Source organism: Citrobacter freundii complex sp. CFNIH9, from assembly GCF_002903305.1.
Lineage (GTDB): Bacteria > Pseudomonadota > Gammaproteobacteria > Enterobacterales > Enterobacteriaceae > Citrobacter > Citrobacter portucalensis.
Genome location: NZ_CP026241.1, coordinates 32,058 through 55,000, shown reverse-complemented (window position 1 = coordinate 55,000; position 22,943 = coordinate 32,058). Strand labels below are relative to the sequence as shown.

30 protein-coding genes and 3 pseudogenes are annotated in these 22,943 nt (G+C 53.5%); 25 read left to right on the top strand and 8 right to left on the bottom strand.

What is annotated here, in order from left to right; all coding sequences use genetic code 11:
- Positions 1–25: 25 nt before the first annotated feature.
- The 6 genes and pseudogenes from C2U43_RS26310 to C2U43_RS26285 form a co-directional block, all read right to left on the bottom strand.
- The gene (locus C2U43_RS26310; RefSeq protein WP_032430834.1) at positions 26–1,234 is read right to left on the bottom strand and encodes a type II site-specific deoxyribonuclease; all 1,209 of its coding nucleotides are present in this window, start codon (positions 1,232–1,234) and stop codon (positions 26–28) included.
- Between the two features lie 154 nt (positions 1,235–1,388).
- Positions 1,389–3,515: a tyrosine-type recombinase/integrase gene (locus tag C2U43_RS26305; protein ID WP_022652239.1), complete on the bottom strand. Its 2,127-nt coding sequence runs from the start codon at positions 3,513–3,515 to the stop codon at positions 1,389–1,391.
- Positions 3,499–4,503, bottom strand: a pseudogene (locus C2U43_RS26300) (tyrosine-type recombinase/integrase). The gene C2U43_RS26305 and the pseudogene C2U43_RS26300 overlap by 17 nt, the downstream one beginning before the upstream one ends.
- 73 nt (positions 4,504–4,576) lie before the next feature.
- Positions 4,577–4,804 (bottom strand): annotated as a pseudogene (locus C2U43_RS26295) (Y-family DNA polymerase); the annotation flags it as partial.
- Positions 4,804–5,226: a translesion error-prone DNA polymerase V autoproteolytic subunit gene (gene umuD / locus C2U43_RS26290; RefSeq protein ID WP_022652242.1), complete on the bottom strand. Its 423-nt coding sequence runs from the start codon at positions 5,224–5,226 to the stop codon at positions 4,804–4,806. The gene umuD and the pseudogene C2U43_RS26295, both read right to left, overlap by 1 nt.
- Before the next feature lie 179 nt (positions 5,227–5,405).
- Positions 5,406–6,077, bottom strand: a complete 672-nt coding sequence (locus C2U43_RS26285) for an SOS response-associated peptidase family protein (RefSeq protein ID WP_022652243.1) — start codon at positions 6,075–6,077, stop codon at positions 5,406–5,408.
- A 359-nt stretch (positions 6,078–6,436) separates the two neighbouring features.
- On the opposite strand from C2U43_RS26285, the gene C2U43_RS26280 reads away from it, so the two are divergent.
- The 8 genes from C2U43_RS26280 to C2U43_RS26240 all read left to right on the top strand — a co-directional run bounded on the left by C2U43_RS26280 (position 6,437) and on the right by C2U43_RS26240 (position 10,543).
- Positions 6,437–7,114, top strand: coding sequence for a DNA methylase (locus C2U43_RS26280; RefSeq protein WP_022652244.1), 678 nt, complete (start codon positions 6,437–6,439; stop codon positions 7,112–7,114).
- Positions 7,114–7,335 carry a hypothetical protein gene (locus tag C2U43_RS26275; protein WP_022652245.1) on the top strand — a complete coding sequence of 74 codons (222 nt, stop codon included), beginning with the start codon at positions 7,114–7,116 and terminating at the stop codon, positions 7,333–7,335. The genes C2U43_RS26280 and C2U43_RS26275 overlap by 1 nt, the downstream gene beginning before the upstream one ends.
- 10 nt (positions 7,336–7,345) lie before the next feature.
- Positions 7,346–7,765 (top strand): DUF1380 family protein, encoded by a 420-nt coding sequence (locus C2U43_RS26270; protein ID WP_022652246.1) that lies wholly within the window; start codon positions 7,346–7,348, stop codon positions 7,763–7,765.
- A gap of 53 nt (positions 7,766–7,818) precedes the next feature.
- The gene (locus C2U43_RS26265) at positions 7,819–8,598 is read left to right on the top strand and encodes a hypothetical protein (protein WP_022652247.1); all 780 of its coding nucleotides are present in this window, start codon (positions 7,819–7,821) and stop codon (positions 8,596–8,598) included.
- Between the two features lie 406 nt (positions 8,599–9,004).
- Positions 9,005–9,511, top strand: coding sequence for an antirestriction protein ArdA (locus C2U43_RS26255; RefSeq protein ID WP_015062672.1), 507 nt, complete (start codon positions 9,005–9,007; stop codon positions 9,509–9,511).
- Between the two features lie 42 nt (positions 9,512–9,553).
- The gene (locus tag C2U43_RS26250) at positions 9,554–9,745 is read left to right on the top strand and encodes a hypothetical protein (protein ID WP_022652248.1); all 192 of its coding nucleotides are present in this window, start codon (positions 9,554–9,556) and stop codon (positions 9,743–9,745) included.
- 191 nt (positions 9,746–9,936) lie between these two features.
- Positions 9,937–10,191 carry a DNA polymerase III subunit theta gene (locus C2U43_RS26245; RefSeq protein WP_072200699.1) on the top strand — a complete coding sequence of 85 codons (255 nt, stop codon included), beginning with the start codon at positions 9,937–9,939 and terminating at the stop codon, positions 10,189–10,191.
- Positions 10,192–10,225: 34 nt separating this feature from the next.
- Positions 10,226–10,543 (top strand): hypothetical protein, encoded by a 318-nt coding sequence (locus tag C2U43_RS26240; protein WP_022652250.1) that lies wholly within the window; start codon positions 10,226–10,228, stop codon positions 10,541–10,543.
- Between the two features lie 117 nt (positions 10,544–10,660).
- Here the strand turns inward: C2U43_RS26240 and C2U43_RS30275 are convergent.
- Positions 10,661–10,884 (bottom strand): annotated as a pseudogene (locus C2U43_RS30275) (hypothetical protein); the annotation flags it as partial.
- 284 nt (positions 10,885–11,168) lie between these two features.
- On the opposite strand from C2U43_RS30275, the gene C2U43_RS26230 reads away from it, so the two are divergent.
- The 12 genes from C2U43_RS26230 to C2U43_RS26175 all read left to right on the top strand — a co-directional run bounded on the left by C2U43_RS26230 (position 11,169) and on the right by C2U43_RS26175 (position 19,532).
- Positions 11,169–11,399, top strand: a complete 231-nt coding sequence (locus C2U43_RS26230; protein ID WP_008324190.1) for a DUF905 domain-containing protein — start codon at positions 11,169–11,171, stop codon at positions 11,397–11,399.
- A 70-nt stretch (positions 11,400–11,469) separates the two neighbouring features.
- Entirely contained in the window at positions 11,470–13,479 is a 2,010-nt protein-coding gene (locus C2U43_RS26225; RefSeq protein ID WP_008324188.1) for a ParB/RepB/Spo0J family partition protein, read from the top strand.
- 42 nt (positions 13,480–13,521) lie between these two features.
- Positions 13,522–13,953 carry a conjugation system SOS inhibitor PsiB gene (gene psiB / locus C2U43_RS26220; protein WP_008324186.1) on the top strand — a complete coding sequence of 144 codons (432 nt, stop codon included), beginning with the start codon at positions 13,522–13,524 and terminating at the stop codon, positions 13,951–13,953.
- Complete coding sequence (locus C2U43_RS26215) at positions 13,950–14,678, top strand: plasmid SOS inhibition protein A (protein WP_008324185.1); 729 nt, start codon at positions 13,950–13,952, stop codon at positions 14,676–14,678. The genes psiB and C2U43_RS26215 overlap by 4 nt, the downstream gene beginning before the upstream one ends.
- The gene (locus C2U43_RS26210; RefSeq protein WP_008324183.1) at positions 14,675–14,998 is read left to right on the top strand and encodes a hypothetical protein; all 324 of its coding nucleotides are present in this window, start codon (positions 14,675–14,677) and stop codon (positions 14,996–14,998) included. Before C2U43_RS26215 ends, C2U43_RS26210 begins: the two co-directional genes overlap by 4 nt.
- Before the next feature lie 61 nt (positions 14,999–15,059).
- The gene (locus C2U43_RS26205) at positions 15,060–15,326 is read left to right on the top strand and encodes a hypothetical protein (protein WP_022652251.1); all 267 of its coding nucleotides are present in this window, start codon (positions 15,060–15,062) and stop codon (positions 15,324–15,326) included.
- Between the two features lie 720 nt (positions 15,327–16,046).
- Positions 16,047–16,421 carry a hypothetical protein gene (locus C2U43_RS26200; protein ID WP_008324180.1) on the top strand — a complete coding sequence of 125 codons (375 nt, stop codon included), beginning with the start codon at positions 16,047–16,049 and terminating at the stop codon, positions 16,419–16,421.
- Positions 16,422–16,474: 53 nt separating this feature from the next.
- A complete protein-coding gene (locus C2U43_RS26195) occupies positions 16,475–16,762 on the top strand; it encodes a hypothetical protein (RefSeq protein WP_008324178.1) in 288 nt (95 codons plus the stop codon).
- Between the two features lie 46 nt (positions 16,763–16,808).
- A complete protein-coding gene (locus C2U43_RS26190; protein WP_022652252.1) occupies positions 16,809–17,153 on the top strand; it encodes a hypothetical protein in 345 nt (114 codons plus the stop codon).
- A gap of 85 nt (positions 17,154–17,238) precedes the next feature.
- The gene (locus C2U43_RS26185; RefSeq protein WP_008324174.1) at positions 17,239–17,502 is read left to right on the top strand and encodes a hypothetical protein; all 264 of its coding nucleotides are present in this window, start codon (positions 17,239–17,241) and stop codon (positions 17,500–17,502) included.
- Positions 17,503–17,658: 156 nt separating this feature from the next.
- Entirely contained in the window at positions 17,659–18,375 is a 717-nt protein-coding gene (locus tag C2U43_RS26180; protein ID WP_369700117.1) for an N-6 DNA methylase, read from the top strand.
- Between the two features lie 626 nt (positions 18,376–19,001).
- Positions 19,002–19,532, top strand: coding sequence for an antirestriction protein (locus C2U43_RS26175; protein WP_008324170.1), 531 nt, complete (start codon positions 19,002–19,004; stop codon positions 19,530–19,532).
- A 46-nt stretch (positions 19,533–19,578) separates the two neighbouring features.
- On the opposite strand, the gene C2U43_RS26170 is transcribed toward C2U43_RS26175, so the two are convergent.
- A complete protein-coding gene (locus C2U43_RS26170; protein WP_008324168.1) occupies positions 19,579–20,055 on the bottom strand; it encodes a transglycosylase SLT domain-containing protein in 477 nt (158 codons plus the stop codon).
- A 431-nt stretch (positions 20,056–20,486) separates the two neighbouring features.
- On the opposite strand from C2U43_RS26170, the gene traM reads away from it, so the two are divergent.
- The 5 genes from traM to traL all read left to right on the top strand — a co-directional run bounded on the left by traM (position 20,487) and on the right by traL (position 22,932).
- Positions 20,487–20,879 (top strand): conjugal transfer relaxosome DNA-binding protein TraM, encoded by a 393-nt coding sequence (traM, locus tag C2U43_RS26165; RefSeq protein WP_008324167.1) that lies wholly within the window; start codon positions 20,487–20,489, stop codon positions 20,877–20,879.
- A 188-nt stretch (positions 20,880–21,067) separates the two neighbouring features.
- On the top strand, positions 21,068–21,757 hold the full coding sequence (locus C2U43_RS26160) for a hypothetical protein (RefSeq protein WP_008324166.1): 690 nt from the start codon (positions 21,068–21,070) through the stop codon (positions 21,755–21,757).
- An 86-nt stretch (positions 21,758–21,843) separates the two neighbouring features.
- Positions 21,844–22,068, top strand: a complete 225-nt coding sequence (locus C2U43_RS26155; RefSeq protein ID WP_008324165.1) for a TraY domain-containing protein — start codon at positions 21,844–21,846, stop codon at positions 22,066–22,068.
- A gap of 57 nt (positions 22,069–22,125) precedes the next feature.
- Positions 22,126–22,476 carry a type IV conjugative transfer system pilin TraA gene (gene traA / locus C2U43_RS26150; RefSeq protein ID WP_008324162.1) on the top strand — a complete coding sequence of 117 codons (351 nt, stop codon included), beginning with the start codon at positions 22,126–22,128 and terminating at the stop codon, positions 22,474–22,476.
- Between the two features lie 150 nt (positions 22,477–22,626).
- Positions 22,627–22,932 carry a type IV conjugative transfer system protein TraL gene (gene traL / locus C2U43_RS26145; protein ID WP_008324160.1) on the top strand — a complete coding sequence of 102 codons (306 nt, stop codon included), beginning with the start codon at positions 22,627–22,629 and terminating at the stop codon, positions 22,930–22,932.
- Positions 22,933–22,943: the final 11 nt, after the last annotated feature.

Sequence of the window (22,943 nt, the reverse complement as noted above, 5' to 3'; positions counted from 1 at the left end):
CCCGGTATTTATGCCGGGAGATTATCTATGGAATATCTGCGTAAAGCCCTGTCAGCTCAGCAATAAACGCGCCTAGCGTCATTAGCTCAGCTCTCACCGCCTCCGGGTATTTTTTGTGCAGAGATGATGGCACGACCAGTCTGACACCCGACTCCCGCATCTCCCGATATTGAGCCAGAGAAACTCCCTCCTGGAGTGTAAACAGATGCACCTGATGAATTTTATCGGCCTCATTCAGTATCTGACGCCAGCGATCCTTACAGGTAGTCTTGACTGCCAGCATGCGCAGATTTTCTACGGGAAACTCAGTATCGTGGTAAGCCCCTGCGGAAGGGAAAAGGAAATCGGGCTTTTTATTACCTTCTGTGACGGCCTGCGTCGCAAAGTGTCGCAGGCCGTGCTCAATGAATAGATGCTCCAGGTGCAGTTCCAGCGACTTCCCGGCTCTGGATTTACGGCGATTGCTGACAGAATTGGCCAGCGCAATAAATTCATCCACAGAGCCAAATCCTTTTCGGATGATATCCAGAACATGCAGTTCCTCAACCAACAGAAATATGTCGTACTCCACGCGCCGGCGGTCAAGAAGTTGCTCATCCGGATCAAGGGAATTTTTCACATAATGGCTGGCTGCATACTGAATAATTTCACTTCCCGACGGAAAGCGCAGGTGCCAGTCTTCAGGTAGAATATATTTATGATTTACTGGCGCTTGCTGTAGAGATAGTCCGCCAAGAATCTGTCCTGCGGGGCCGGATATAAGCGCTCCGGGTATAACTTCACCAATAGCGGTCTCAATGACGTCCTCTTCATCAGTGCTGGCGCATACCCAAATATTTACTTCCTTACAGTCCCCCCCTTGCTCATCAAGCTTGAAAGCCAGGAGCGTCAGAGCCCCTGTATTTTCAGGATCCTGAAGTGGGCTGCCTCTACCCCAGCGGGTAATCCTTTTTTCATTCCGGGTTTTACCAAAATGACGGCTGTTATAATAAATTGCCCGGGCTTCGCTGTCTGGGCAATCATGCGATGACACATGTGCGGTGAGAAAAACCGAAGGGTTCAGTTCACGGGTATGGTTGATAGACGGAAACAGTTTTTCAACGATACCTGAAGGGATATAAAGCCCTACCTGGTGACCACCTGTTGCGCCGGTATCGTTGGCGGAAAGGCGTTTGATGTAGACGAAGTAATTCTCACATGCGATCTCAAGTAGCCAGTTGTGGAAAACCGACATAAGCATCCCCTGTTACCCTGAAACTCTACTCACCATTTTTTCATAATTATATACAAACAGCCAGAAAGGCTGTTACAGGCGATTTGATCTGCAACCTATTGGTTAATATGCTCTGATGTGCGCAATCTTCGTTTTTTGCTCATATTGGTTCATTTTATCCTCCGGATTTACCGGTTAATTTTGCAAGAGCCTGTTCTACTTTTTTAATATCCTGCTCTACAATGGCTTTCTCATCAGGCGTGAGCGGGACCTCTTCGAGATAACGCCTGATAGATGTTTTACTCTCCAGCATCAGTCCGCGCGCACTGTCTTTCAGCAGATTAAAATCGCAACCAATGCAGGCCATTCTGTGCGGGCAACTGCTCCAGAATGGATTCATGCAGAAGGACTCACCAAGGTCATAATAGGTCGCCGGATCAGTGGGCGAGACCGCTTCCGGATCGTGATCGACCAGTACGCTTATCATATGGGCTATCCGATCGGCCTTCACAAATGACGCTGCCAGCTGTGTAGGGCGGATGCGAATGTAATGCAGGGTTGACTGTGGTGATGAATGACCTGACCACTGCATCAGTTCATACAGCGACATGCCCTGTGGTACGCTGGCAAGCGCAGTCAGGGCTGAAACCCGTCCACGGTGGCTGGTTATGGCGCCTCCGCTGTCTTCAACCGGCAGCCCCGCTCTGGCGCAGAGGACTGGGATGACCGTCCGGTTAATCACATCGCTGCCTGCCGGCTTGCCGCGATACTGGAAGAGATAACGGACTTTTTCTCCGGTGCGATCATCATTCAGTTTTGCCTGATCCACGGGGCGGATGTTCAACCATATGTCTACATATTTTTTTACAATGACAGAGACGGGTTTAACAAATGCTTTCGATGTCTTTCCTGCCGGGACGTTTAGATAACATAGTGTTCCGGCAGGAACGACACTACCATCCTCCCTGATAATGTCTTCTGACTGAGGCGTGACGCATTCCGTAGTCAGGCGCAGGAGTTCATTCTGTCGTAAACCTGCATGGGTCCAGATAACAGCCATTGCCTGAAGCATGGAAAGGGGATAGTGAATTTCACTGAGCAGGTCTTCGTGGCGCAGGTTCAGACTGGCCCAGATGAGTTTGAGCCAGACGGGATCATCTATCACTCTCGGATTTACACCACGGCGAAAAAGTGGGGTATCCGGCGTGAAAAGGTGACGGGCGGGGCTGAAATTAAGGCGTCCCCAGCCCCAGAGTTCGAAATCGCTCATAAATCGTCGCAGCGAATAGATAAAATGTGCACGTGAATGTGGCATCATGGGCTCTCCGGAGCGTTTGGACTTCCGCAGTCCATGTTCAGTCCCCAGAGACAGCTCATCCACTTTCATTCGCCCCACAGCAGCGATAAAACTGGCACATGTCTCAATAGACCAGTCTGTCGGGACCTTCACCTCGGGATGCTCCTTTGCCAGCCAGAGGCCGCAGCGAAGAATAAAGCTGTACTGGTTTTCACGGGTTCTGGGACGAAGCACAGATGTCTCACGCCAGCGTCTGCACCATGCGACCCATTCAGGGCTGATATTTTCGACCGGCTTCTCATGCCATTCGGTGTAGTTACGCATTCGTACCGGCTTTGCAATAATGCCAAGTGCGGCAAGCCCATGAGAAATTTTCCCTACGTGTCTTGATACGCGCTTATCGTGGTACTGCTGAGCTTGCCAGAGAAGCTCTGTGGTCATCTCTTCAAGCCTGGGATTATCATTGAGTAGCATCAGCAGACCCAGGGGGGAGGAAACGGCATGCCGCAGGTGCTGAGGGGAATAGCCCAGTGATATCAGTGCTTCCGAGAGCCGGTTCAGCTGGTCCCGGAAAATCGCGTTGCCGTAGATGGCACTGGCGTAAAGCGACAGAGTGTTTTCATGAGGGATCTGAAGCGGCGACGTGAATGAACCGAGATGATATGCAAATGCCATCATAAGTGGTTTACCGCGACGATATTTATCAAACAGGGAGATCCACTGGTCTTTCCGCCAGTTCCAGCAAGGTTGCCCTACATTTTGCATTTCAGTCAGCATCGCCATAATTACAGTGCGGGTAAGTCTACAGCCGGTGCCACTGGTGTTGGCGATATCCAGCAGGGGGGTGATCAGGGAAGAGAGGGAACCGGACCTGCCATAGTTACGGGAGCGTTTATGGCTTGTACTTAGCGCTTCTTTCTGCTCAGGACTAAAGCCAGCGTGCAGGTCATAATCTGCACGGCAAAAATGCGCGTATATGAAACCTTTATCACGCTTGCCTGTCATTCTCTCTCTCCGGGCCAAACATGATAGCTGCGATTTTCCGGTCAGTCTCCGCAACAGTCATCGCCATTCTGGCCGCAAGATCAGTGCCTGAAAGATGGATATATATCTGCGTGGTGCGTAGATCACGATGACCAGCATAGGTTGCTATCTCATGCAGCTTCCATCCCGCCCGGGCAAGATGTGTCAGTCGCAGGTGACGAAAGGTGTGCGTGGTCAGAAATGGCATGCTGGTCCTGTCTGACCACTAGCGAACCGTTTTACTCCAGCTCCAGTATGAAAGCGGTGAGCCATAATTTCTGTCAGAAAACGAACGGAACAGTGCTCCACCAGTAATACCCGCTTGCCTCAGGTTCCTGAGATGTGCTGCCAGTACCGGCGTAATCGCCGGGCCGTAGCAGACCACCCGTTCGCGTTTGCCTTTAGTGTTTTCGGCGCGAATCCGTATAAGCCTGTGGGCAGGATCGATATCCTCTATGGTTATTGTTGTCACCTCAGTGCGTCTTAGCGCACCATGATACGCCAGCGCTAGCATCAGGCGATCGCGCAATGAACAGTCTGATATATAACCCAAGAGATGATACCACTGGCCGTCATCCGGAATTTGTGGCAGTCGTGTTATTCGCTGGACCATACCGCGTCCTGCTGAAGGCATGTGGGGTGTGCCTGCTCGCGGTAAAGGGTTCCGGCTAATTACCCCCATGTAAATCAGATAGTCAAACCACAGACGTATAGCAGAAAGGCGAAGCTGAAGCGTTGCACTGGCTGCAGGCTGAGGCATGCCGGGTAACTGGGGGCGAATGTACGCAGCGATATCTTCAAAGCTTGCCTGCTCGGGGGGCAATTCCCGCTGGCAGCAGAAGTGAAAGAAGTGAGTAAGTGCGCCGCGGTAGGCATGAATTGTCGCCGGTGACCTGCCGAGATCGGATAATAACCCCAACCATCGTTCTGCCTGTGAACTGGCAGGAGTACAGAATAAAGTGGTGAGCATTGTGTTCTCCTTCGTAATCAGGAATCCTGTTCAAAGTTTACACAGAAAATGTTGCATTCCACTTAACTTACTAGAGGGCGTAATTACTGGAGAACGCGATAACCGGCTCCGGAAATTTCATCGACTTCAGCTGAAACCACGGTACCCCCATTTTGATACCCAGCCGCTTCGCTTCAGGACTTCTCGCAATGACACAGCCATCGTTATTTGAGAGAACGACGACGGGTTTGTTTCGCAGGTCAGGGCGAAAAACCTTTTCGCAGCTGGCATAGAACGAATTCACGTCAGCAAGCGCGTACATCAGTCCATGCCCCGTGTTTTGTGTATGAAGGCTGTCACCACCCCAAAAATCTGCAGGTCTTCCGGATAGAGAGTGGGATAGGCCGGGTTCATCGGCAGCAGGGCGATACGGGGTGTCAGCTGCAGGCGTTTAACCGTGAATTCGCCATCAGTCTCCGCGATGACAATGTCACCCTGCAGCGGCTTTTCGGCTTTGTCGACCACCATCAGGTCGCCGGAATGCAGGCCCATCTCTTTCATCGAATCCCCGATAGCCCTGACGAAGAACGTTGCAGCCGGACGCCGGATGCAATAGGCATTCAGGTCCAGTTCCTCCTCCGTGTAATCGGCGGCCGGTGACGGAAAACCCGCCGGGCAACGTTCGGTGAACAGCGGGGCAGTGGACGGCACCGGCTCCTGTTCGGGGGCGACAAAAAGTAACATGGCATACCTCTTAAAATACCTGTTTTTATATACAGTATTATTTAAGATATTTCCCGTCCTGCAAGAAGAATTTTACCTGCTCCTGCCAGGTCATTGTTCTGGCGGATAAAACAGGCTCAGGGTTATCCACAGAAACGGTGCATAACCCTGTGAGTGGATACCGGGTATCTCACCGTCTGCTAAGCCTGTGGCTCTATCAGTTCCCGGCCCTGGTTCCGGGGATTGCCAACAGCCCGGCTGACGGGGTGCCATGTGAAATCTTCGGAGCAAAGACTGCCCTCACGGGCAATGTCTTCCGCCTCTTTACTGGTTGTGTTTTCGCTGAGCCATTTACGTGCGGCAGCCGGTGAGTACACGAGCGGTCGTCGATCGTGAATGTCCAGCAGTCCCTCATCCGCAGTTGCTGTGACGATCAGGAATCCTTTTTGGTCATTGCCGTTCTCAAAAGGTGGTTTCCCGATGGCTGCGAGCAGGAGCGGATTTCCGTCCTTACGGTAAATGAAAAACGGCTGTTTCACGCCGTTTTGCTGTTTCCACTCGAACCAGCCGTCGGCAAAAACAATGGCCCGTCCGTGCTCCCAGAGTGGTCTGAACATCCGGCTGTTGGCCGCAGTTTCACTTCGGGCGTTGATAAGAGCGGGCTTGTTCCACCACTCCGGGGCATAACCCCAGTGAACTGGATCAAGCTGCAGCTGCGAGCGGCGTTCACTCAGCAGCAACACCCGGGTTCCGGGCGCAACGTTGTAGCGGCCGACGGGCTCCGGATCATACGGAATATCCCGTTCTGCTTCTTCTCCGAGAAAGGCCATGTACTCCTCGCGGGAGTTGTACTGCGTAAACCGACCGCACATTATCGTTTCTCCGGTGAAGATTTCGCATGCGAAATCTGTGTTTTCTTCAGTTCAGAACATAGGTTGTATTTCAGGTTCCTGCCATCGTGTGGCCGCCGTGCCGCTACTGTAGCCGGGCCACTTCGAATGCAAGGGTTCGCTCTGCCGGTGTCCTCACCCGGTCGCAGTTAATTTCAAAGGCATTACCCGCTGTCTTCCCGTCGTTTTCCGTCTCAATTTTCGCCGTCAAACCGTCCAGCCAGCGTGGGCTTTTTCACTGCGCTGCGGCTTGCGGCACCGCCCCTGCATTCTCCGCTTTTCGCTTGGCTGTCGTATCGGCACGGCGTAACTGGCGCCGCATTTGAGAAAGGAGAACTACCATGTCCCGATTTATCCAGGGTAATTGCGTCCATATCATGTCCGGCTTTCCGGATAATGCTGTCGATTTCATTCTCACCGACCCGCCATATCTCGTCGGTTTTCGTGACCGTCAGGGGCGTACCATCGCCGGCGATAAAACCGATGAATGGCTGCAACCCGCCTGCCATGAGATGTATCGCGTGCTGAAAAAAGACACGCTGATGGTGAGCTTCTATGGCTGGAACCGCGTCGATCGCTTTATGGCTGCCTGGAAAAATGCGGGATTCAGCGTTGTCGGCCACCTGGTGTTTACCAAAACCTACACATCGAAGGCCGCATACGTGGGCTATCGCCACGAATGCGCCTACATCCTTGCAAAAGGCCGTCCACGTCTGCCACAAAACCCGCTGCCGGACGTGCTGGGCTGGAAATACAGCGGCAACCGGCACCACCCTACCGAAAAACCCGTAACCAGCCTGCAACCGCTGATTGAGTCCTTCACACATCCCGGCGCGATTGTGCTCGACCCCTTTGCGGGCAGTGGCTCTACCTGCGTGGCCGCGCTCCAGTCTGGCCGTCGCTACATCGGTATTGAACTGCTGGAGCAGTATCACCGGGCCGGACAGCAACGTCTGGCCGCCGTCCGGCGCGCCATGCAGTACCCGGCCGCTAACGACGAGTTCCCGGAGGCTGCGTAATGAACTATGCAGGACACGAAAAACTCCGCGCAGAAGTGACGGAAGTCGCCAACAGCATGTGTGACCTGCGGGCGACGCTGAACGGGATGGAGCACCGCTATCGCTTTGATTCCGATGTGCTGGCCGAACGCCTGACCCGTCAGACCCTTTTTCGCATCAATGCCCTGTTTATGGCGGCGTACAACGAAATTCTTGAGCTGGATGCCTGCTTTAAGGACTAAGGAGAAAAACATGTACGGAACCTGTGAAACCCTCTGCCGGTTGTTGCGTGAGCAGTATCCCGCAGAAACCCCGCTGAACCTCATTATCTGGTCCCCGGCGGATATCGAAGCACTGGCCGACGGAATGGAATATGCCGTTTCGGAGCAGGACACAAGGGCGGTACTGGCGCGTATGGACGCCATTCCGGAGGAACAACGGCTTGAGTCGGGCGTGTCTGCCGGTGCGGTGATGGATCTGATTGAACAGGTGAAACAGGCCGCAGCGGCGGTGAGTGTGCCGGCTGACCTGCTTGAAACCCTGCTGACCACTGCCGAACAGGCGTTATGGCACAGGGAATGGACCGCCCGTGACAGCAATCATCCGGTCCCGGAAAGCGTTACCCGCCGCCTGGCTGATGCGGCGAAAGTTCGCGCCTTACTGAAAAACTGAAATCAACACGCCGCCCGGGCGGCGTGTACTGACCCCGTTCAGAGGAACCCATTATGCAGGAAATCACCACGTTAACCGCCCTTGTTATGCGCCGTGCGCGCGATTTGATTGCTGATTATGGATGGCCTGACCATACCGATGTTGATCAGCGTGATCCGGTCAATAAACCGGGCTGGATAAGCATTTATGTCCGTCTGGATGCGGCAAATATTGTTCATCTGCTGCCTTTGCTTTGTACCGGTGACGTACCCGCAGAGCTGCAAAGTGCCATGACAAAAATATCCGGGACGCCAGCGCAGATTATTTTATCCGGCAGCCGCTATGCCGACGCGCCGCAGCTTCCGGAGGACGGAACACAGATAGCTTTCCCCTGGGCCGGGGAATGGCTGACGGAGCCGGAGATTCAGGCTGTAACGGATTGCCTGTCCCGCGCCGTGCGGGATGTATCCCGGCAGGTATGGGAGGATGCGCGCCGGATAAAGGCGGCACTGAACACGCGCGGGGAAACGCTGTTTTATCGCCAGACCCGAAACTTCCGTCTGGTTGTGAAGGAAAATGATATGCCCTGCTGGCTGGACGATGATGACAATTTGCCGGTGGTGCTCGATGCCATCCTGAACAAAGGGGCACGCTACAGTAGCGTCGAGTTCTTTGTTATCAGCGACAAAGTGGATCAAATCCTGGCATGTGGCCAGATGTGCGATGTGCTGCGTATTCCGGGCGAGCCTCCGCGCCGGTGGATGGATTTAACCCTGTTACATGAGGTCATGGCAGAAGCGCGTGCAGAAATCAGTCTTGTCCGCAATGCCCTGTCAGCAATCCGGCCAGTTTAGCGAACAGCAGGGGGCGGCGGCCCCCTGAATCTGGCACGAAGGATAAGGATGTCGCCGGCTCCGCTTTTACGGCTCTTCCTCCACGTTGTTCCGGCTTCGCGTTGAGTAACGTCCCGTGCGGCCTGCGGCAAACGCCGTGCCTCTACTGTAGCCGGGCCGCGGCTGATGCAAGGGAAGCGTAAACGCCGTCACCTTCACCCGGTCGCAGTTTATTTCAAAGGCATTATCCGCCGTCTTCCCGTCGTTTTCCGGCTCAGTTTTCGCCGTCAAACCGTCCAGCCTGCTCCTGCTTTTTTACTGCGCTGCGGCTTCGGTGACGCCCTTGCATCCTCCGCTTTTCGCCCGGCTGTCGTGTCGGCACGGCGTAAGCCGGAACTCAGACGACATCGACTAGGGAGGATTTTTTATGAGCACTACGACCACCACACCCGCTGTTTACGTGGGCACGTATCACAAATACAACTGCGGCAGCATTTTCGGCAAATGGTTTGATCTGACGGAATTTGACGGCAGGGAGGATTTTTACGAGGCCTGTCAGGCGCTGCATGCCGATGAATGGGATGCCGAGTTTATGTTTCAGGACTGGGAAGGTATCCCGTCGCAGTTCGTCTCTGAATGCTCCATTGACTGGGATTTTATCGCCGCTTACAAACGCGCCGAAGAAGAGGGCAGGGAAGCCGCTTTTATCGCCTGGGCGGAGTATACTGGCGAGTGTGATTATGACGCGTTTGATGATGCGTACCGGGGCGAGGCGGAAAGCGAGGAGGACTTTGCGCGGGAGATGGTGGAGGACAACGGCCTGTTAAATGAGGTGCCGGAGCCGTTGCGCAGCTATTTCGATTTTGAAGCCTGGGCGCGTGACCTGTTCAGCAGCGGCTATGTGTTCCATGACGGCTATGTCTTCAGCAACTGATTAATGTCCGGCGGGGAAACCCGCCGGTTAAGGATAAAACGTATGAAACTTGCAACGGAAACCCGCGAGATCCTGCGACAGTACAAAGCGCTTATTAATGCCCGCCGCCGCGAGAATGGGCAGTCGGCGCTTCGGACAGAACAGGTGATCGACGAAATATGTTACTACATGACCTGTCAGAGCGCTGTTTACCTTTGCGGCCAGTTTATACGACAGGACGGATACGGCCAGTAAACATGATGGCAGGCGTCCGGCCGGAGGGCGCCTGTCAGCCCGCGCGAAAACCCGGGCAGGCTGCGCCTGCCGGAGAGAAACTTCGCCGCGCCTGCGGCGCCGCGCACTCTCCTCTCCATTGTCAGTCGCTGTTGCCCGGGAATGTGCGTATTATCAGGGATATCTTCCTGTAAAGCAGACCGGTGATGCATATGTCGAAGTGGAATATCGCCTCTTTCTCAAAAGAAGATCAGGATAAGGTCTCGGTCGATAAAGCCGCCGCTGCCGTTGCCTGGCAGGAAAGGATGAACAGGCCCGTGGTGCCGGAGCTGGCTGAACGGGAACAGCCTGAACATCTTCGCCAGTATTTCCGTGAACGGCTTGACGTTCATCGGCAGAACAGTCAGCAGCTGCCGCGCGCAAATGCGCCCGAATATCATAAACCCGGAGATGAGCAGCAGAAGTGATTCTTATCATCAGTGTGTCCAGGGAGGATATTTTATGCGTATTTCTCTGATGTTTGCAGCCGTGACTCTTTTAACCGGTATTAACCTGTTGTTTATTCCGTTTCAGCCTGTACCGGCTCTATGGGGGGGAATCTTGGCCGTTGCTTTTATCCTGATTAATGTCGCGGCGGATAAACTGCGTCTCTGGAGTGGCGTTGCATGGATTATCGTTGCCGGCATCATCATAATGTTGATGCTGAAGGGGAAGGAACCGGGGGACGAATTAAGAGTGCTGATCACCGTTTTTGCTTTCCTGGCTTCGGCCTGGTATAGCGTTGTGCAGTACAGAAAAGAAAAGCATTTTCGCTCCTGATGTTCCCGGCTGGCATCAAGCTGGATGATCGTCAGCCATCATTTTAGCCGCATGTAATCCATTCTTATCCTCCCGTTTTCTGTTTTCTGCCCGTTCCCGTTTTCATTGCGGGCGTCCGGGCGGGCTGTCGTGAACGGAGCCGGTAAACCGTCTCCGCCCTTCGGGCTTCCATCCCATGACGCAACACCAGGGCTTGCAGCATCCTTATCAGGATGCGCCGCCTCTGTCGCGCCGTGGTCTGCGCTCCCTGCACCCCGGCGAAAATCAACGGCCGCCGGGCTGTAAGGGGCAACGCCGTTTCGCGCCCGCGCTTTCCGTCGTTGCGGCGGGTTCCTGCTCATTCCTTGCCTGGTTTTTTCACCCTTTTGAGTCCTTTCGCCGGGGCTGAGACAAGCACAGCCGCTGTCAGCTGTCCAGGGTAAATGGCACGCGGTAAACCGCGCCCCGGACATCCGCCATCGCCCGCGCTGGTTTACGCCCCTGCGGCGAACGGCTCTCAAACGGGTGAAGGTAACAACCAGCGGGGGCGTTCAGCAGGTCCCCGCAAAACGTCAAAACCGCGGCCCCGGCAACTCAATGGGTGATGGTTTTTTAAAAGCAAAACAGGTTCAGAAGGAGGGGCAACATGAGCGAGGCGCTGGCGGTTTTACCCGACGACACCTTTACCCGCGAACAGGCTGAGGTCGTTGCGGCGCAGTACACCAACGTGGCAATTGAGGACGATCAGGGTACACATTTTCGTCTGGTCGTTCGTCAGAACGGCGTAATGGTCTGGCGCGCGTGGAATTTTGAAGCGGATGCCGGGAAATGGCTCAACCGTTACATCGAACGTTACGGTATTCGTAAACAGCAGTAAATAAGAAGGTGCCCTGCCGGAGCGGTAACTCCGCAGGGCCGGACAATCATCAATCAGTGAGGTATCAACTATGTCAGTAACCGATGTTAAAGCAAAAGCACCCAAAAAAGCGAGCAGCAAAAAAATTACGAAGGCACAGGAGGCTGCCCTGAAGATCGCCCTTGAGGCCGCTGCGGTCGAGTACGTTCCGCTGTCCGATCTCGTTAAATCCCCGCTGAACGTGCGCTCCATCCCCTATTCCGTGGACAGCGTTCGCGGTCTGGCCGACTCCATCGAGACGCTCGGACTGCTGCAGAACCTTATTGTTCACACCCTCGCGGACGGACAATCCGGCGTGGCCGCAGGTGGCCGCCGATTAACTGCCCTGCAACTGCTGGCGCAGGAAGGGCGTCTCGCTGCTGACCATACCGTTATGGTGAAGCGTGTTTCCGACGACATTGCCGCCCTTGCCTCCGTCGCCGAGAACGAGCAGCGCGCCGCCATGCATCCCGCCGAGCAGATTGCAGGTTTCCGTACGCTGGCAGGGCAGGGCAAAACCCCCGCGCAGATTGGCGACGCGCTCGGCTTCGGCTCCCGTCACGTGCAGCGCATGCTGAAGCTGGCAAACCTCGCCCCCTCCCTGATGGAGAAGCTTGCACAGGACGAACTGACCGTTGAGCAGTGTCAGGCGCTCTGTCTCGAGGACGATCCTGCCCGTCAGGTCGAGGTATTCGAAAACGTGAAGGCCAGCTGGTCAAACGCGCCCGCACACCTGATTAAACGCGCTATTACCGAAACCGAGATGCGCACCGACAACGCCAAATTTCGTTTTATCGGGCGCGATGCCTACGAGGCGGCAGGGGGTTACATCCGTGAAGATCTGTTCAGCCAGGACGAGGGCGACGGTACGGCTGACAGCGTGCTGGTTGAGCGTCTGGTGCAGGAAAAGCTGGAGCGTATCGCGCAGGACATTCAGCAGCGGGAGGGCTGGGCATGGAGTCGCGGACGCGCAGCCCGCATCTGGTACCACGGCGAAGACGGTAAGGAGTTCGTGCAGCCTGCTGAACCCGATCCGGTGTACACCCCTGAGCAGCAGCAGCGTCTTGGTGCGCTGCGGGAGCAGTACGATACATATGACAGCGTTTGCGACGAGTCAGATGCGATCGAAGCGGACATCCTCGCCATTCAGGCGGCGGCAGAAGCCAGCGCGTGGACTGACGACATGAAGTCAGGCGCGGGAGTGATGGTCAGCCTGTACGAAGGGCAGGTGTACGTGCAGCGCGGTGTGCGCCTGAAAGCGGATATGCCTGAAGAAACCGTAACCAGCAGCGTAACGGTGCCATTCACCTCACGCCAGCCCGACGCCGCAGAGGGGATCAGTGTTCCGCTGCTCACGAAAATGACCTCCGAACGTACGCTGGCAGTCCAGGCGGCGCTGATGCAGCAGCCCGAAAAGGCGGTGGCGCTGATGGTCTGGCGCATGTGTACCTGCGTCTTCTCGGGCTGCCTGACCACGACGCATCCGTTCCGTATCAGCCTCACTGTATCTCACGGCAGCCTGACGGAGAACGCCCCGTCCGGTAAGGATGGCGCAGCGTTTAACATCCTGATGACCGAACGGGCAAGGCTGAAAGCCCTGCTGCCGGAAGGGTGGGAGAAGGACTTCACCACCTTCTTTGCCCTTGACGGCGGGGTGTTGATGTCGCTGATGGCCTTCTGCACGGCCTGTTCCGTTGACGGGGTGCAGACCCGCGATATGGGGCACACCTCGCGCAGTACCCTCGATGCGGTCGAGGCGGCAATCGGCTTCCACCTGCGCGACTGGTGGCAGCCGACGAAGGACAACTACTTCGGCAGCCTGAAACATCCGCAGATTGTCGCCTCCCTGAAAGAGGCGGGGCTGACGGGCGCGGCGGGTGACGCGGAGAAGATGAAGAAGGGCGATGCTGCAGCGCATGCGGAGCACTTTATGCAGCACACCCGCTGGGTTCCGGCATGGCTCAAAGGACCGGAGTCAGCGGGTGAATCCGGTGCAGACGACGCGGCTTCAGATACCGACAGCCCTGACAACGACACCACCAACACGGCACACGCCGCCTGATAACGGAGCGCCGCCCTGCGGGGCGGCGATAAGGAGATACCCATGCGCACTATTCTGACCCCCGATGTACTGAAAACGATGTCCTGTGATGAGTTTGAGGACTGGCGGGACAGCGGCGAAGACTTCCGCCGCGAACTGACCCACGCCGTCATGCGTGACCTGTCCTGCCCTGAAAACTGGGATGTGAACGGCGAGTACCGCAGCGAGTTCGGCGGCTTCTTCCCCGTACAGATACGCTTTACCCCCTCGCACGGCAATTACCATATTGCGGTGTGCAGTCCTGGTGCCATCAGTCCGGCGTGGATGGTGGTGTTCGTGCCCGCCAGCGGTCGCCCGTTCTCCGTCATTCGTACCCTGAGCGGCTACCAGCCGGAGCTTGTCAGCCACACCGTCAGCCTGACGGCGCGTCTCGATGCGGACGGATACAGTCAGGCCAGCATCATCAGTATTCTGGCAGCGGAGGGCGCGGCATGATACCTGCAAACCTGTCACTGGTTCCCTTCAGCCCTGAGCGACGCGCCGCGATGGAGGCCATCGCGGAGGTTGAACGCCGGCGGTCGCGCGGCGCGGTGTCCACGATGTATCCGTATGCCAGCGCCTTTTTCCGGCGGCTCACGGGCAGCACGCGCATCACTATCAGGGAAATCCATCATTTTGCGCCGGTGCTGACGGCGCGGGAGCTGCGGGGCAGCAGGGACAGCTGGCTCAGTGCCATCGATGCGCTGATTGAAAGTCGCGGGACGCGTTGCTGGCTGCCGCTTCCCGTTGGTGCGGGTCAGCGCCTCTTTCCGGAGGTGGCCTTTCAGCAGACCGAGCGGGTTCGCTGTCAGGACGCCCTGCGGGATGAAAAATACACCCGACAGCGTCACAAAGAACGGTGCCAGCGTGAGCAGGCGTACCAGGCGCTGGCGGGGCAGGCGGAGATTGAGCTGGCATTCCATACGCCTGAAACGGTCAGCAGCTGGAGCGCACGCTGGTCGGGGACTGAACTGCGCCAGTACGACCTGGAAGAGATGTTCTGGCGCTGGAGCGAGCGTTTCCCGTCACTGGAGCCAATGGAGCGCTGGACGATGGAGAGTCAGCCTTTCTGGACGGTGATGGCTGAAACGAATGCGCTGGCAAGGGAAAGTCCGGGATCTGTCCGGCAGCTGGAGCGCTGGATGGTACCCAACAAGCTGACAGCGCGGAGTCAGGTATGAAGTGGCGTTACTCGCTGCGCTGGAAGCGTCCCGGTCCCTGTCCCGGTGAACCTGAACTGGCGTCAGAAGTGGTGGAGGCCGGGAAGCCAGCCCCTGAGTCCGTGATGTCACTGTGGGTGGCAGGAGCCGGATATGCTGTCTGCGTTGATTTTCTGTATGAACGGCCGATCAGGCGCTGGAGCGATGAGCGAAAGGCGGCCACGCGGCGACGGAATCTGGCGCGTCGTGTTAACAGGATCGCGCCCCTGTTTGCAGATGAACTCATTGAGCGGGAACTGACGGTGCGACCGGATTATTTTCGGGGAAAGTCGCCTCACTGAGTCTGATATCATATCCTGCCAGAATACGGTCGGCAGGGTGCTTAAAAGGGATAATTTAGAGATGAGATACTGGATACTGGTCGCGCTGTTAAATGGCCTGTTTACGCTGGTCATACATTACGCGGCGCCGGAGATGTTCGGAAGCACGGCGTACTATGCCGGGGTGGCAATCTGTGCCCTGATTGCGCTGGTTATCACCTGGCGCGATCCGCCAGGTATGCTGGACAACGTGCTCTTGTTTCTCCTTAAGTGGGGAATTGTGGCTTCAGGTCTGGCGTTTTTTATCTGGGGGTATCGGATACAAGCTGGAATTCTGGGGAGATCATAACCCCGATGAAATTGGCGGTGCTGAGCGGTGTTCTGCTTCTGGTCAGTGGCTGGGTGTACTGGAGGCGAAGGTAACAAACTATACGCCAGCGTGAGGGCAGGAAAGTAAAAAGAGCGGTTATGCCTGCGGTATAACTGCTCTTTTATATGGTCCTCACGCTTTGTAATTTCCTGCTGTGAATCACCTCTGAAGAACGAACGCTGCGAATTATGGTGGCAGTTGTCTGTATCATCTTTTCAAATTTGCCTGCTGTCTGACGGGGTCACTGGCCATGACTGCGGGCGACCTCCCTGACGGGAACCGGGGCTGTCGTAAACGGAGCCGGTAAACCGTCTCCGCCCTGACGGGCTTCCATCCCACTGTCGCAACGTCAACACCGGCTCGCAGTGACCGTTCCGGTCACGCCGCTTTCACCATGCCGGCGATAAAGCCGCCGGCACTCAGGTGACGCCACGTCGTTCCGCCGTGTCGGGTGTGTTCATCCTCTCCCCGTACCTCTGGCGAGCCCTCTCCCGTTAAGTCCCCGGGCGGAGGGCTTGTCGTAGCACCGTCGTGTCGTCATCCGAAGGGTGAAATGCACTCCGCCAAAACTTTTTGCGAGGGACCGCAAAAACTTTAGTCTCCGCCCTTCTCCTGCCGCCCCGCCGTTGCTCCTTTGCCCTTTGCCGCCAGGGAACTCACCGAGAGATGGATAAACCACCAGACAGGAGGAAAAGCAGGATGAACACACAGAACGTCAACGTCAAAACCGCCACCAAAGAATCTTCCGAAAGATGGGTGAAAACCTCGTCCCTGCGTACTGATGGCTTTGTGCGCAATATCCATTCCCGTAACCCGTTCGATGTTATTCGCGCGGACGTGGTGCTGGCCCGTATGGAAATACAGGCTAACCGGGGATGTGGCCTGCACTACGAGATTTATGAGTCCCGTCTGCTGGGTATGGCTATGCATTACCTGGCAGAACTGCCACTGAAAGACCGTCCGGCGTTTATGGGGGCGGCAGCGAAACGGGGTTACATGCTGACGACTGCGGAAGAAGAACGTGCCGATGGTGAATGTGCTGACCTGATGATCGAGCTGGCGGCGGATTACTGATTACTTAACCGGCTGGCGGCAGGGGATGCCGCCAGTCACACCGGAGAAACATTATGAGCAACAGCAACACGAACAGTACGTTCAGCTTTGACGCATGGGAGAAAAGCGCGCTCAGCGAACTTGATACCCTGCAAAACCACGTCAGTAAAGCCCTGATGAAGTACCAGAGCAATACGGACAAAACGGCGCTGGGCGAGTCTGCAAACCGCTATATGGGCGAACTCAGAACCGCTGTCACGCGCATCCTGAAAGCCACGCCAGCCATTCAGCAGAAAGTCGACGAGATTGCCGACATGCTGCACCTGATGGCGCATTTTTCCGGCATCACGTTCGACGAATAACCACCACGGCGAAATATCAACGCCATTAACCAGAAGGAGATAAACCATGCACTTAAATCTGACCGAATCCTGCGCTGAAGCGGGTATTTATGCGACCAGTGAGGCCGAACGCGCGTACTGGCTGAGCCGCGAAAAGTCATATCTGACCGCGTCCGTCGAAATCGACGTACACGCCTTCCATGATGCGCTGGGGCTGATGTACCCGATGAACTGGCGCAGCAGTCAGAACGGCGAGTGTGAAACCTTCATGCTGGCGGAAATGGTCTGCGGCAATGTGACCGAAATCTACGCGCGGATCGGTATCCGTTATTACCGGATGTGCGACTACAGCAACCTTGACCACGCGGAGATTCTGGCACGCGTTAAGGAGGGAGTGCAGCGCCAGAAATGAAAAAGGCAGACTTTCGTCTGCCATATCCCGCCGGATTTACCCGCTTGCAACGATTAATCCGGCCTTCACCAAAAGGAACAAACCAATGCAATTCAGTGAAGTTTCGATTGTTACACCGACCGCCCTGTATGTCCAGATGCTTGAGGCGGAAAACGCACCCGTAAAAAAACAGGTGCGTATTAAACGCAGTGATATCGACCGTGACGACATCAGCGCCGAAATGCGGGCGCTGGGCCGTCACATAGCGCACTGCCGGAAGAAGGGGCGCGCCGTTCGTATTCCTGCCATGCGCGGGAGTGAGTGGGGGCAGGTGTTACGCACGCTCGAACTGAAGCGGGCATTTAACTGATAACTGAGCCGCTCCTTACGGGGCGGCATTTAAGGAGGAAATATGTCTCAACTCAGTTTTGCCAGCTTCTTTGATCAGGCGAGAGAAGCCGCACCCTTAACACCCGCTAAACCCGTATTGCCCACCGTGAATGCGCAGCCGATACTGCACCGGATGATGACAATCGACCAGGCCCGCCGCCAGTTTATCAGCGTGTTCAGGGATACCGCCCGCAGCCTGCGCCGCTGGGAGGTGTTCAGCGACTTTATCACGCTGGCCGCCAGCGAGCTGGATATGGCGCGGATAAGAACGCCAGAGAATATTGAGCAGAGCCGCAAAATCTGCGCGAAGTACAGCGAGAGTGATATCAGCAACCTGCATACGCTTTTCTGCCTGATGGTCTGCGCACTGGAGGCCAAATTCCACGACTTCCTCGGCGCGATCTTCATGGAGCTTGAGCTTGGCGACGACCGCAACGGACAGTATTTCACGCCGTATCACGTCCAGTCACTGCTGGCGAGGCTGCTGATGCCGGACGTCGACGAAACGATACGCCGTGAGGGATTCGTTACCGTCAGCGATCCGGCAAGCGGTGCGGCGGGAATGATTGTGGCGTATGCGGAATATCTGCTGGAGGCGGGCTATAACCCGTCTGAACATATGTTCGGAAGCTGCATCGATATTGATTCTGTTGCGGCCGATATGGCGTTTATTCAGCTTTCCCTGCTGGGTATTCCTGCCGAGGTGGTCACGGGCAATACGCTGACGATGAAGTTAAACAGGGTGCGGTATACGCCTGTGTACTACATCAACAACTTTGGTAAGCGGCTGGACGATCAGCGCCGTATCAGTGCCATGCGCGACTTTTTGCGCTGTATAAATGACGCTGCATAGCTATCCAGAAGGGCAGGGGAGTGTCCTGCCTTTCGTGGCATCAAAGGCCGCGCGCCTGCGGCGCAGAATAAGCAGGCTGCGCTGACGCGCTGCCTGCATTATTCCGGCGCGTGGTAGTCTGAAGCTCCTGTCTTTTGGTCAGGTGGTTAATATTCCTCATTCTCCTGCTGGCGATGGTCTTTATTATTCTGCCGCGGATATGGATATTATCCTTTCTTTTCCGGGCGTCGTCCCTGAAGGGACACGGCTGTCGTGAACGGAGCCGGTAAACCGTCTCCGCCCTTCGGGCGTCCATCCTGACGTAAATTCAAATTCACGCTTGCTGCATCCCGAATGGATGCGCCGCTTTCACCGTGGCGGTAATAAATTACCCCCACTCTGAAGCCCGTAACGGTAATTCGTCTTACGCCGATTTTCCGTTACGGGATGTGTGCATTCTCCTGGTGTGACTATCGCCCGATTTCATCAGTTCGCGGAGGGCTGCTTTTAGCATCAGCCAGTAAGGAAATAAAGGGGTATATAAACGCTGCGCGCCCCTTTATTTCCTTACTGTCAGCTGCTCATTGCCCTTCGCCGCTCAGTGATGAAGTCGAACGATGTAATAACCCAATGAGGAGAAAACCAGAATGCACACATTAAACGTCAAAACCGCCACTCGTGAATCAGCCGAACAATTTAAGATCGATGAACGCCAGCGCTACTCTGTTACAGATGGTGATGAACGTCTGGATTTTATTCCTGCGCTCTTTTTTACGCCTTCTGCTGATAACATGATTGCCAGCTGGTTACGTCAGCATTCAGATTATGATGGCGGTTTCTGGAATTACTGGATTATTCCGCAGGGCACCGGAGGAAACATTGCTCCGAACTGTGTCAGATTCACCACGACGCAAACCGGATATATCGCACCGGAAGGTGAACAGCGCTATAACATGGTTATTCCCGGTAATTACTTTGAAGCAGAGGTCAGTGCCGATGCTGCCGGAATTATTGCGACCCTGATGATCATGAACTGGTTGTCCTGGCAGGTTGCAGATATGGGGCCTGAATATTCGAAAGTCTGTAAACACCTCGTCGCTCGTCAGGATGCACTGAAAGACTACATCAGTATCATAAAACACCCTGAAGCAGATTTAATTTATCGGGCTATTGATTGACGACATAAATACTGGATGAATAAAAAGACCTCCTGTTGAGGTCTTTTTACTGTTTTGCAAGAGTCTGCGCTGCATTTTTATTATTCTTTATAGCCCGATATGTTGCCTCAATTTTTCTGGCATAGACATATCTTCTCTGCGCCTGTTCTTCTGTTTTCCTGAAACCTGCATTATAAGCGCCCACGGCCTGCCAGCTGACTCCCCACTTTTTGAATGCAATTGCAAGATAGTAAGCCCCGGTGTAGATATTCATACACGGATCGGAAAGAAGATGCTCCGGTTTTATTCCATAACGAGCCAGTTCGTTAAAGTGCTGGGAGTCCACCTGCATAAGTCCGGAGCCAAAACCCGAAACAGGATTGTAGCCTTTTACGTATGTGCGGAAGTTCGATTCATTCCAGGAGATTGCCCGAAGCAGATCCGGATCTATATGATAATCCCTTCCTGCCAGATCAAAACAATCAGCAGCGTTCAACATTCCAGAAAAAGCCAACATTAAAAACGTAAGAGCAATCCGTTTCATTTCTTCCCTCCGGGCACCATGCCGGAAATACGTTAACCCATCCCATGCCCAGACTCAACTAATATGCACTCCTCACCACCAAAAGCTCCACACCCCACGCAAAATTAAAGTTTTTCTGATTGGGTATTCAAATCATGCAGTTAGTGAAAAAGTAATGTGAAATAATTTATTTTAATGTGTGTAAACGACTCGGTAGCGAGTTCTATTCGACTCGGTAAAAACTCTACTCAGAGTCATTTGTGACTATTTTTAATAAATCCATTGAGTTATGACTACGGCGAGTCTATATTCGAGTCGTGAATTTTTACAGTGTGTGTCGGCATGCAAGTCGTCTGTTTTCTGGCAGGGAGTTTGTGCCGAGTCGTGCATTTTTAGCTTTTCAAAATATTCTGAGGTACAGAAGTTTTGGAACTATAAATAAGGAGAAAATTATGGCCAGAGTTCAGGTCTATGTAAGCGATGAAGTGTCAGAGAAAATAAGAGTAATCGCTGAAAAACGTCGCGCTGAAGGAGCGAGAGATAAAGATGTAAGTTTTTCGAGCATTGCATCAATGCTGGTCGAACTTGGTCTTCGGGTCTATGAAGCGCAAATGGAAAGAAAAGAGTCTTCCTTTAATCAGGCGCTCTATAATAAAACTATTCTTGAAAATGTAATGAAAACTCAATTTATAGTCAGCAAGCTCCTGGCGATGGAGTCGCTGAGTCCGCATCTCGCAGGAAATGAAAAATTTGATTTCAGGGATATGGTTACGTGTATACGTGAAGATGTGCAACAGATTGTTGAAAAATTCTTCCCCCAGGAGGAAGAGTCTCAAGATAATTAGCTGAAAATGTTTGATAAATAGGATTTAGATCTGCTGTTTTTGAGTGACTTTGGCGTCAGTAATTGATATATTTTATGCAGACATAAGTAAAATTTGATGCTCGCCATTCAGTTTGGCGGGTCGCCGGTACACCGGGCTAGACCCCCGGGTGTACCGACTATACACAGAAACCTTCAGAGGAGGCTTCAATGCACCCGCGCGATCCTAGAGATCTCTCCCAATCAAGTCAATCATTAGATGATATTGTGAAGCGTTTTGATGCGCTCTATAAGTACTCACCTTTGCCTTTTTGCATTCGGAATCAATCCAGAAACCCCATATATAAAAATGATGCATATTTAGATTTCTTTCACCCATTATCAAAGTGTTTTTCAGGTGTCAGTTTTGATCCTGATGAAGTTGAGCTTGATTTGTCGACAATTGAGTTGGAGGCCTTTGTTATGGGGCCTGATACAGCTATTTGTAGAACTTTTAATTTGAATGGTGAGTTTTATCAGTTACGTGTTGAAATTCGTATGGTAAATAAAGAATTATATGCTTTATGGTTTATTAATTACTTCCCGGATTATCAAGCTTTATTCAATACCTCGAATAGGATAAAAAATGATGAGTTTGATTTTGATATTTTTATATCAGGGTTGACGAATAAAAAGATGATTACGTTATGTTTTTCAATTCTTGGTTTTCAACTTCATACGATGGCGCAATATTTAGGTGTCTCTGAAAAAGCAATTTCAAGCAGACTTTCTAGTGTGAAGAGTGAGCTTGCGAAATATTTTATTGATTACGATGACTTCAGATTCTACTGCATGAGAATGGACGTATACAGAAAGGTGAGAATGGTTGTTCTTAAGGTTTTGAATGTTAAATTTATGTAAAAAATATAGTGGAATTTTTCGCGTATTGAATAAATTGTATTCAATGTGTCACTATCCTGACGCAGGAATATGTTGAGAGGGAAAACATGATTAGACGTCACAGGCTTCGTGGCCCAACGGTAACTATGTCGATCTACCTTGACCCACAAACCGATCTTCTTATTTTGAAGGCGAAGGACAGAAGTGGTCGTTCTAAATCAGCTGAAGCGCTGATTCGGTTACGTGACCACCTGGAAAAATTCCCTGATTTCTATAACTCTGAAATGGCGGAGGTGATCCCAAACAATCTTGAACCCAAGTCACAAAATTAGTTTCTTAGGATTTTTATTTCAACAAATCTATCCGGTGTAATTAAAGGATTAATGAATATGACTGATGTGTCTGTTATTAACGCTGTACCCGCGACCCCTGCAAAGAAAAAATTCAGCAAAGTCCCGTTACTCAAAGCGCTGAAGTTTGCCCTGCCTGTCGCAGCCCTTGCTGCGTTTTTCCCTGATACGGTTCTTGCCTCGACTGCGGGTAAAGATCTGATGTCCAGCGGCGATGCAACCGTTAAAGGAACATTTGGTAAAGACTCCAGCGTGGTTAAGTGGGTTATTCTTGCCGAAGTTCTGGTGGGCGCCGTGATGTATATGACGACCAAGAACCTCAAGTTCCTGGCGGGCTTTGCGATCCTGTCCGTATTCGTCACGGTAGGTATGTCTGTCGCAGGATACTGATATCCAGCGACAGCCGTTCAGAGCCACTTCCGACTATTAAATTCCGGTTTAATTCTGAATGCCCTTCACGAGCATTCACGGGAGGGCTTTGCCTGTAATCCGGCTGGCAGGTATTTCCATACTGCCAGCTGTACCGGAGACGGAACATATATGGCAGATGAATCTCTCAAAAAATATCGCTTTCCCGAAACCCTGACGAATCAGAGCCGCTGGTTTGGCCTTCCTGTGGATGAGCTTATTCCGGCGATTGTCTGCCTGGGGTGGGGATTCTGGACCCAGCATTATATCCCCGGAATTATCGCTGCCGTACTGGCCTATCTCGGAATTAAAAAGCTCAAAAAAGGGCGGGGCAGTTCATGGCTACGGGACCTGGTCTACTGGTATATGCCGACCTCACTGCTGAGGGGGATTTTTCATGATGTACCCGACTCATGCTACCGCCAGTGGATTAAATAGACAGGAATAAT

Excerpts from the sequence above, each read along its gene's own strand:
- C2U43_RS26310 (WP_032430834.1), bottom strand. The coding sequence starts at position 1,234 with ATGTCGGTTTTCCACAACTGGCTACTTGAGATCGCATGTGAGAATTAC.
- C2U43_RS26305 (WP_022652239.1), bottom strand. The coding sequence starts at position 3,515 with ATGACAGGCAAGCGTGATAAAGGTTTCATATACGCGCATTTTTGCCGT.
- umuD (WP_022652242.1), bottom strand. The coding sequence starts at position 5,226 with ATGTTACTTTTTGTCGCCCCCGAACAGGAGCCGGTGCCGTCCACTGCC.
- C2U43_RS26285 (WP_022652243.1), bottom strand. The coding sequence starts at position 6,077 with ATGTGCGGTCGGTTTACGCAGTACAACTCCCGCGAGGAGTACATGGCC.
- C2U43_RS26280 (WP_022652244.1), top strand. The coding sequence starts at position 6,437 with ATGTCCCGATTTATCCAGGGTAATTGCGTCCATATCATGTCCGGCTTT.
- C2U43_RS26275 (WP_022652245.1), top strand. The coding sequence starts at position 7,114 with ATGAACTATGCAGGACACGAAAAACTCCGCGCAGAAGTGACGGAAGTC.
- C2U43_RS26270 (WP_022652246.1), top strand. The coding sequence starts at position 7,346 with ATGTACGGAACCTGTGAAACCCTCTGCCGGTTGTTGCGTGAGCAGTAT.
- C2U43_RS26265 (WP_022652247.1), top strand. The coding sequence starts at position 7,819 with ATGCAGGAAATCACCACGTTAACCGCCCTTGTTATGCGCCGTGCGCGC.
- C2U43_RS26255 (WP_015062672.1), top strand. The coding sequence starts at position 9,005 with ATGAGCACTACGACCACCACACCCGCTGTTTACGTGGGCACGTATCAC.
- C2U43_RS26250 (WP_022652248.1), top strand. The coding sequence starts at position 9,554 with ATGAAACTTGCAACGGAAACCCGCGAGATCCTGCGACAGTACAAAGCG.
- C2U43_RS26245 (WP_072200699.1), top strand. The coding sequence starts at position 9,937 with ATGTCGAAGTGGAATATCGCCTCTTTCTCAAAAGAAGATCAGGATAAG.
- C2U43_RS26240 (WP_022652250.1), top strand. The coding sequence starts at position 10,226 with ATGCGTATTTCTCTGATGTTTGCAGCCGTGACTCTTTTAACCGGTATT.
- C2U43_RS26230 (WP_008324190.1), top strand. The coding sequence starts at position 11,169 with ATGAGCGAGGCGCTGGCGGTTTTACCCGACGACACCTTTACCCGCGAA.
- C2U43_RS26225 (WP_008324188.1), top strand. The coding sequence starts at position 11,470 with ATGTCAGTAACCGATGTTAAAGCAAAAGCACCCAAAAAAGCGAGCAGC.
- psiB (WP_008324186.1), top strand. The coding sequence starts at position 13,522 with ATGCGCACTATTCTGACCCCCGATGTACTGAAAACGATGTCCTGTGAT.
- C2U43_RS26215 (WP_008324185.1), top strand. The coding sequence starts at position 13,950 with ATGATACCTGCAAACCTGTCACTGGTTCCCTTCAGCCCTGAGCGACGC.
- C2U43_RS26210 (WP_008324183.1), top strand. The coding sequence starts at position 14,675 with ATGAAGTGGCGTTACTCGCTGCGCTGGAAGCGTCCCGGTCCCTGTCCC.
- C2U43_RS26205 (WP_022652251.1), top strand. The coding sequence starts at position 15,060 with ATGAGATACTGGATACTGGTCGCGCTGTTAAATGGCCTGTTTACGCTG.
- C2U43_RS26200 (WP_008324180.1), top strand. The coding sequence starts at position 16,047 with ATGAACACACAGAACGTCAACGTCAAAACCGCCACCAAAGAATCTTCC.
- C2U43_RS26195 (WP_008324178.1), top strand. The coding sequence starts at position 16,475 with ATGAGCAACAGCAACACGAACAGTACGTTCAGCTTTGACGCATGGGAG.
- C2U43_RS26190 (WP_022652252.1), top strand. The coding sequence starts at position 16,809 with ATGCACTTAAATCTGACCGAATCCTGCGCTGAAGCGGGTATTTATGCG.
- C2U43_RS26185 (WP_008324174.1), top strand. The coding sequence starts at position 17,239 with ATGCAATTCAGTGAAGTTTCGATTGTTACACCGACCGCCCTGTATGTC.
- C2U43_RS26180 (WP_369700117.1), top strand. The coding sequence starts at position 17,659 with ATGACAATCGACCAGGCCCGCCGCCAGTTTATCAGCGTGTTCAGGGAT.
- C2U43_RS26175 (WP_008324170.1), top strand. The coding sequence starts at position 19,002 with ATGCACACATTAAACGTCAAAACCGCCACTCGTGAATCAGCCGAACAA.
- C2U43_RS26170 (WP_008324168.1), bottom strand. The coding sequence starts at position 20,055 with ATGAAACGGATTGCTCTTACGTTTTTAATGTTGGCTTTTTCTGGAATG.
- traM (WP_008324167.1), top strand. The coding sequence starts at position 20,487 with ATGGCCAGAGTTCAGGTCTATGTAAGCGATGAAGTGTCAGAGAAAATA.
- C2U43_RS26160 (WP_008324166.1), top strand. The coding sequence starts at position 21,068 with ATGCACCCGCGCGATCCTAGAGATCTCTCCCAATCAAGTCAATCATTA.
- C2U43_RS26155 (WP_008324165.1), top strand. The coding sequence starts at position 21,844 with ATGATTAGACGTCACAGGCTTCGTGGCCCAACGGTAACTATGTCGATC.
- traA (WP_008324162.1), top strand. The coding sequence starts at position 22,126 with ATGACTGATGTGTCTGTTATTAACGCTGTACCCGCGACCCCTGCAAAG.
- traL (WP_008324160.1), top strand. The coding sequence starts at position 22,627 with ATGGCAGATGAATCTCTCAAAAAATATCGCTTTCCCGAAACCCTGACG.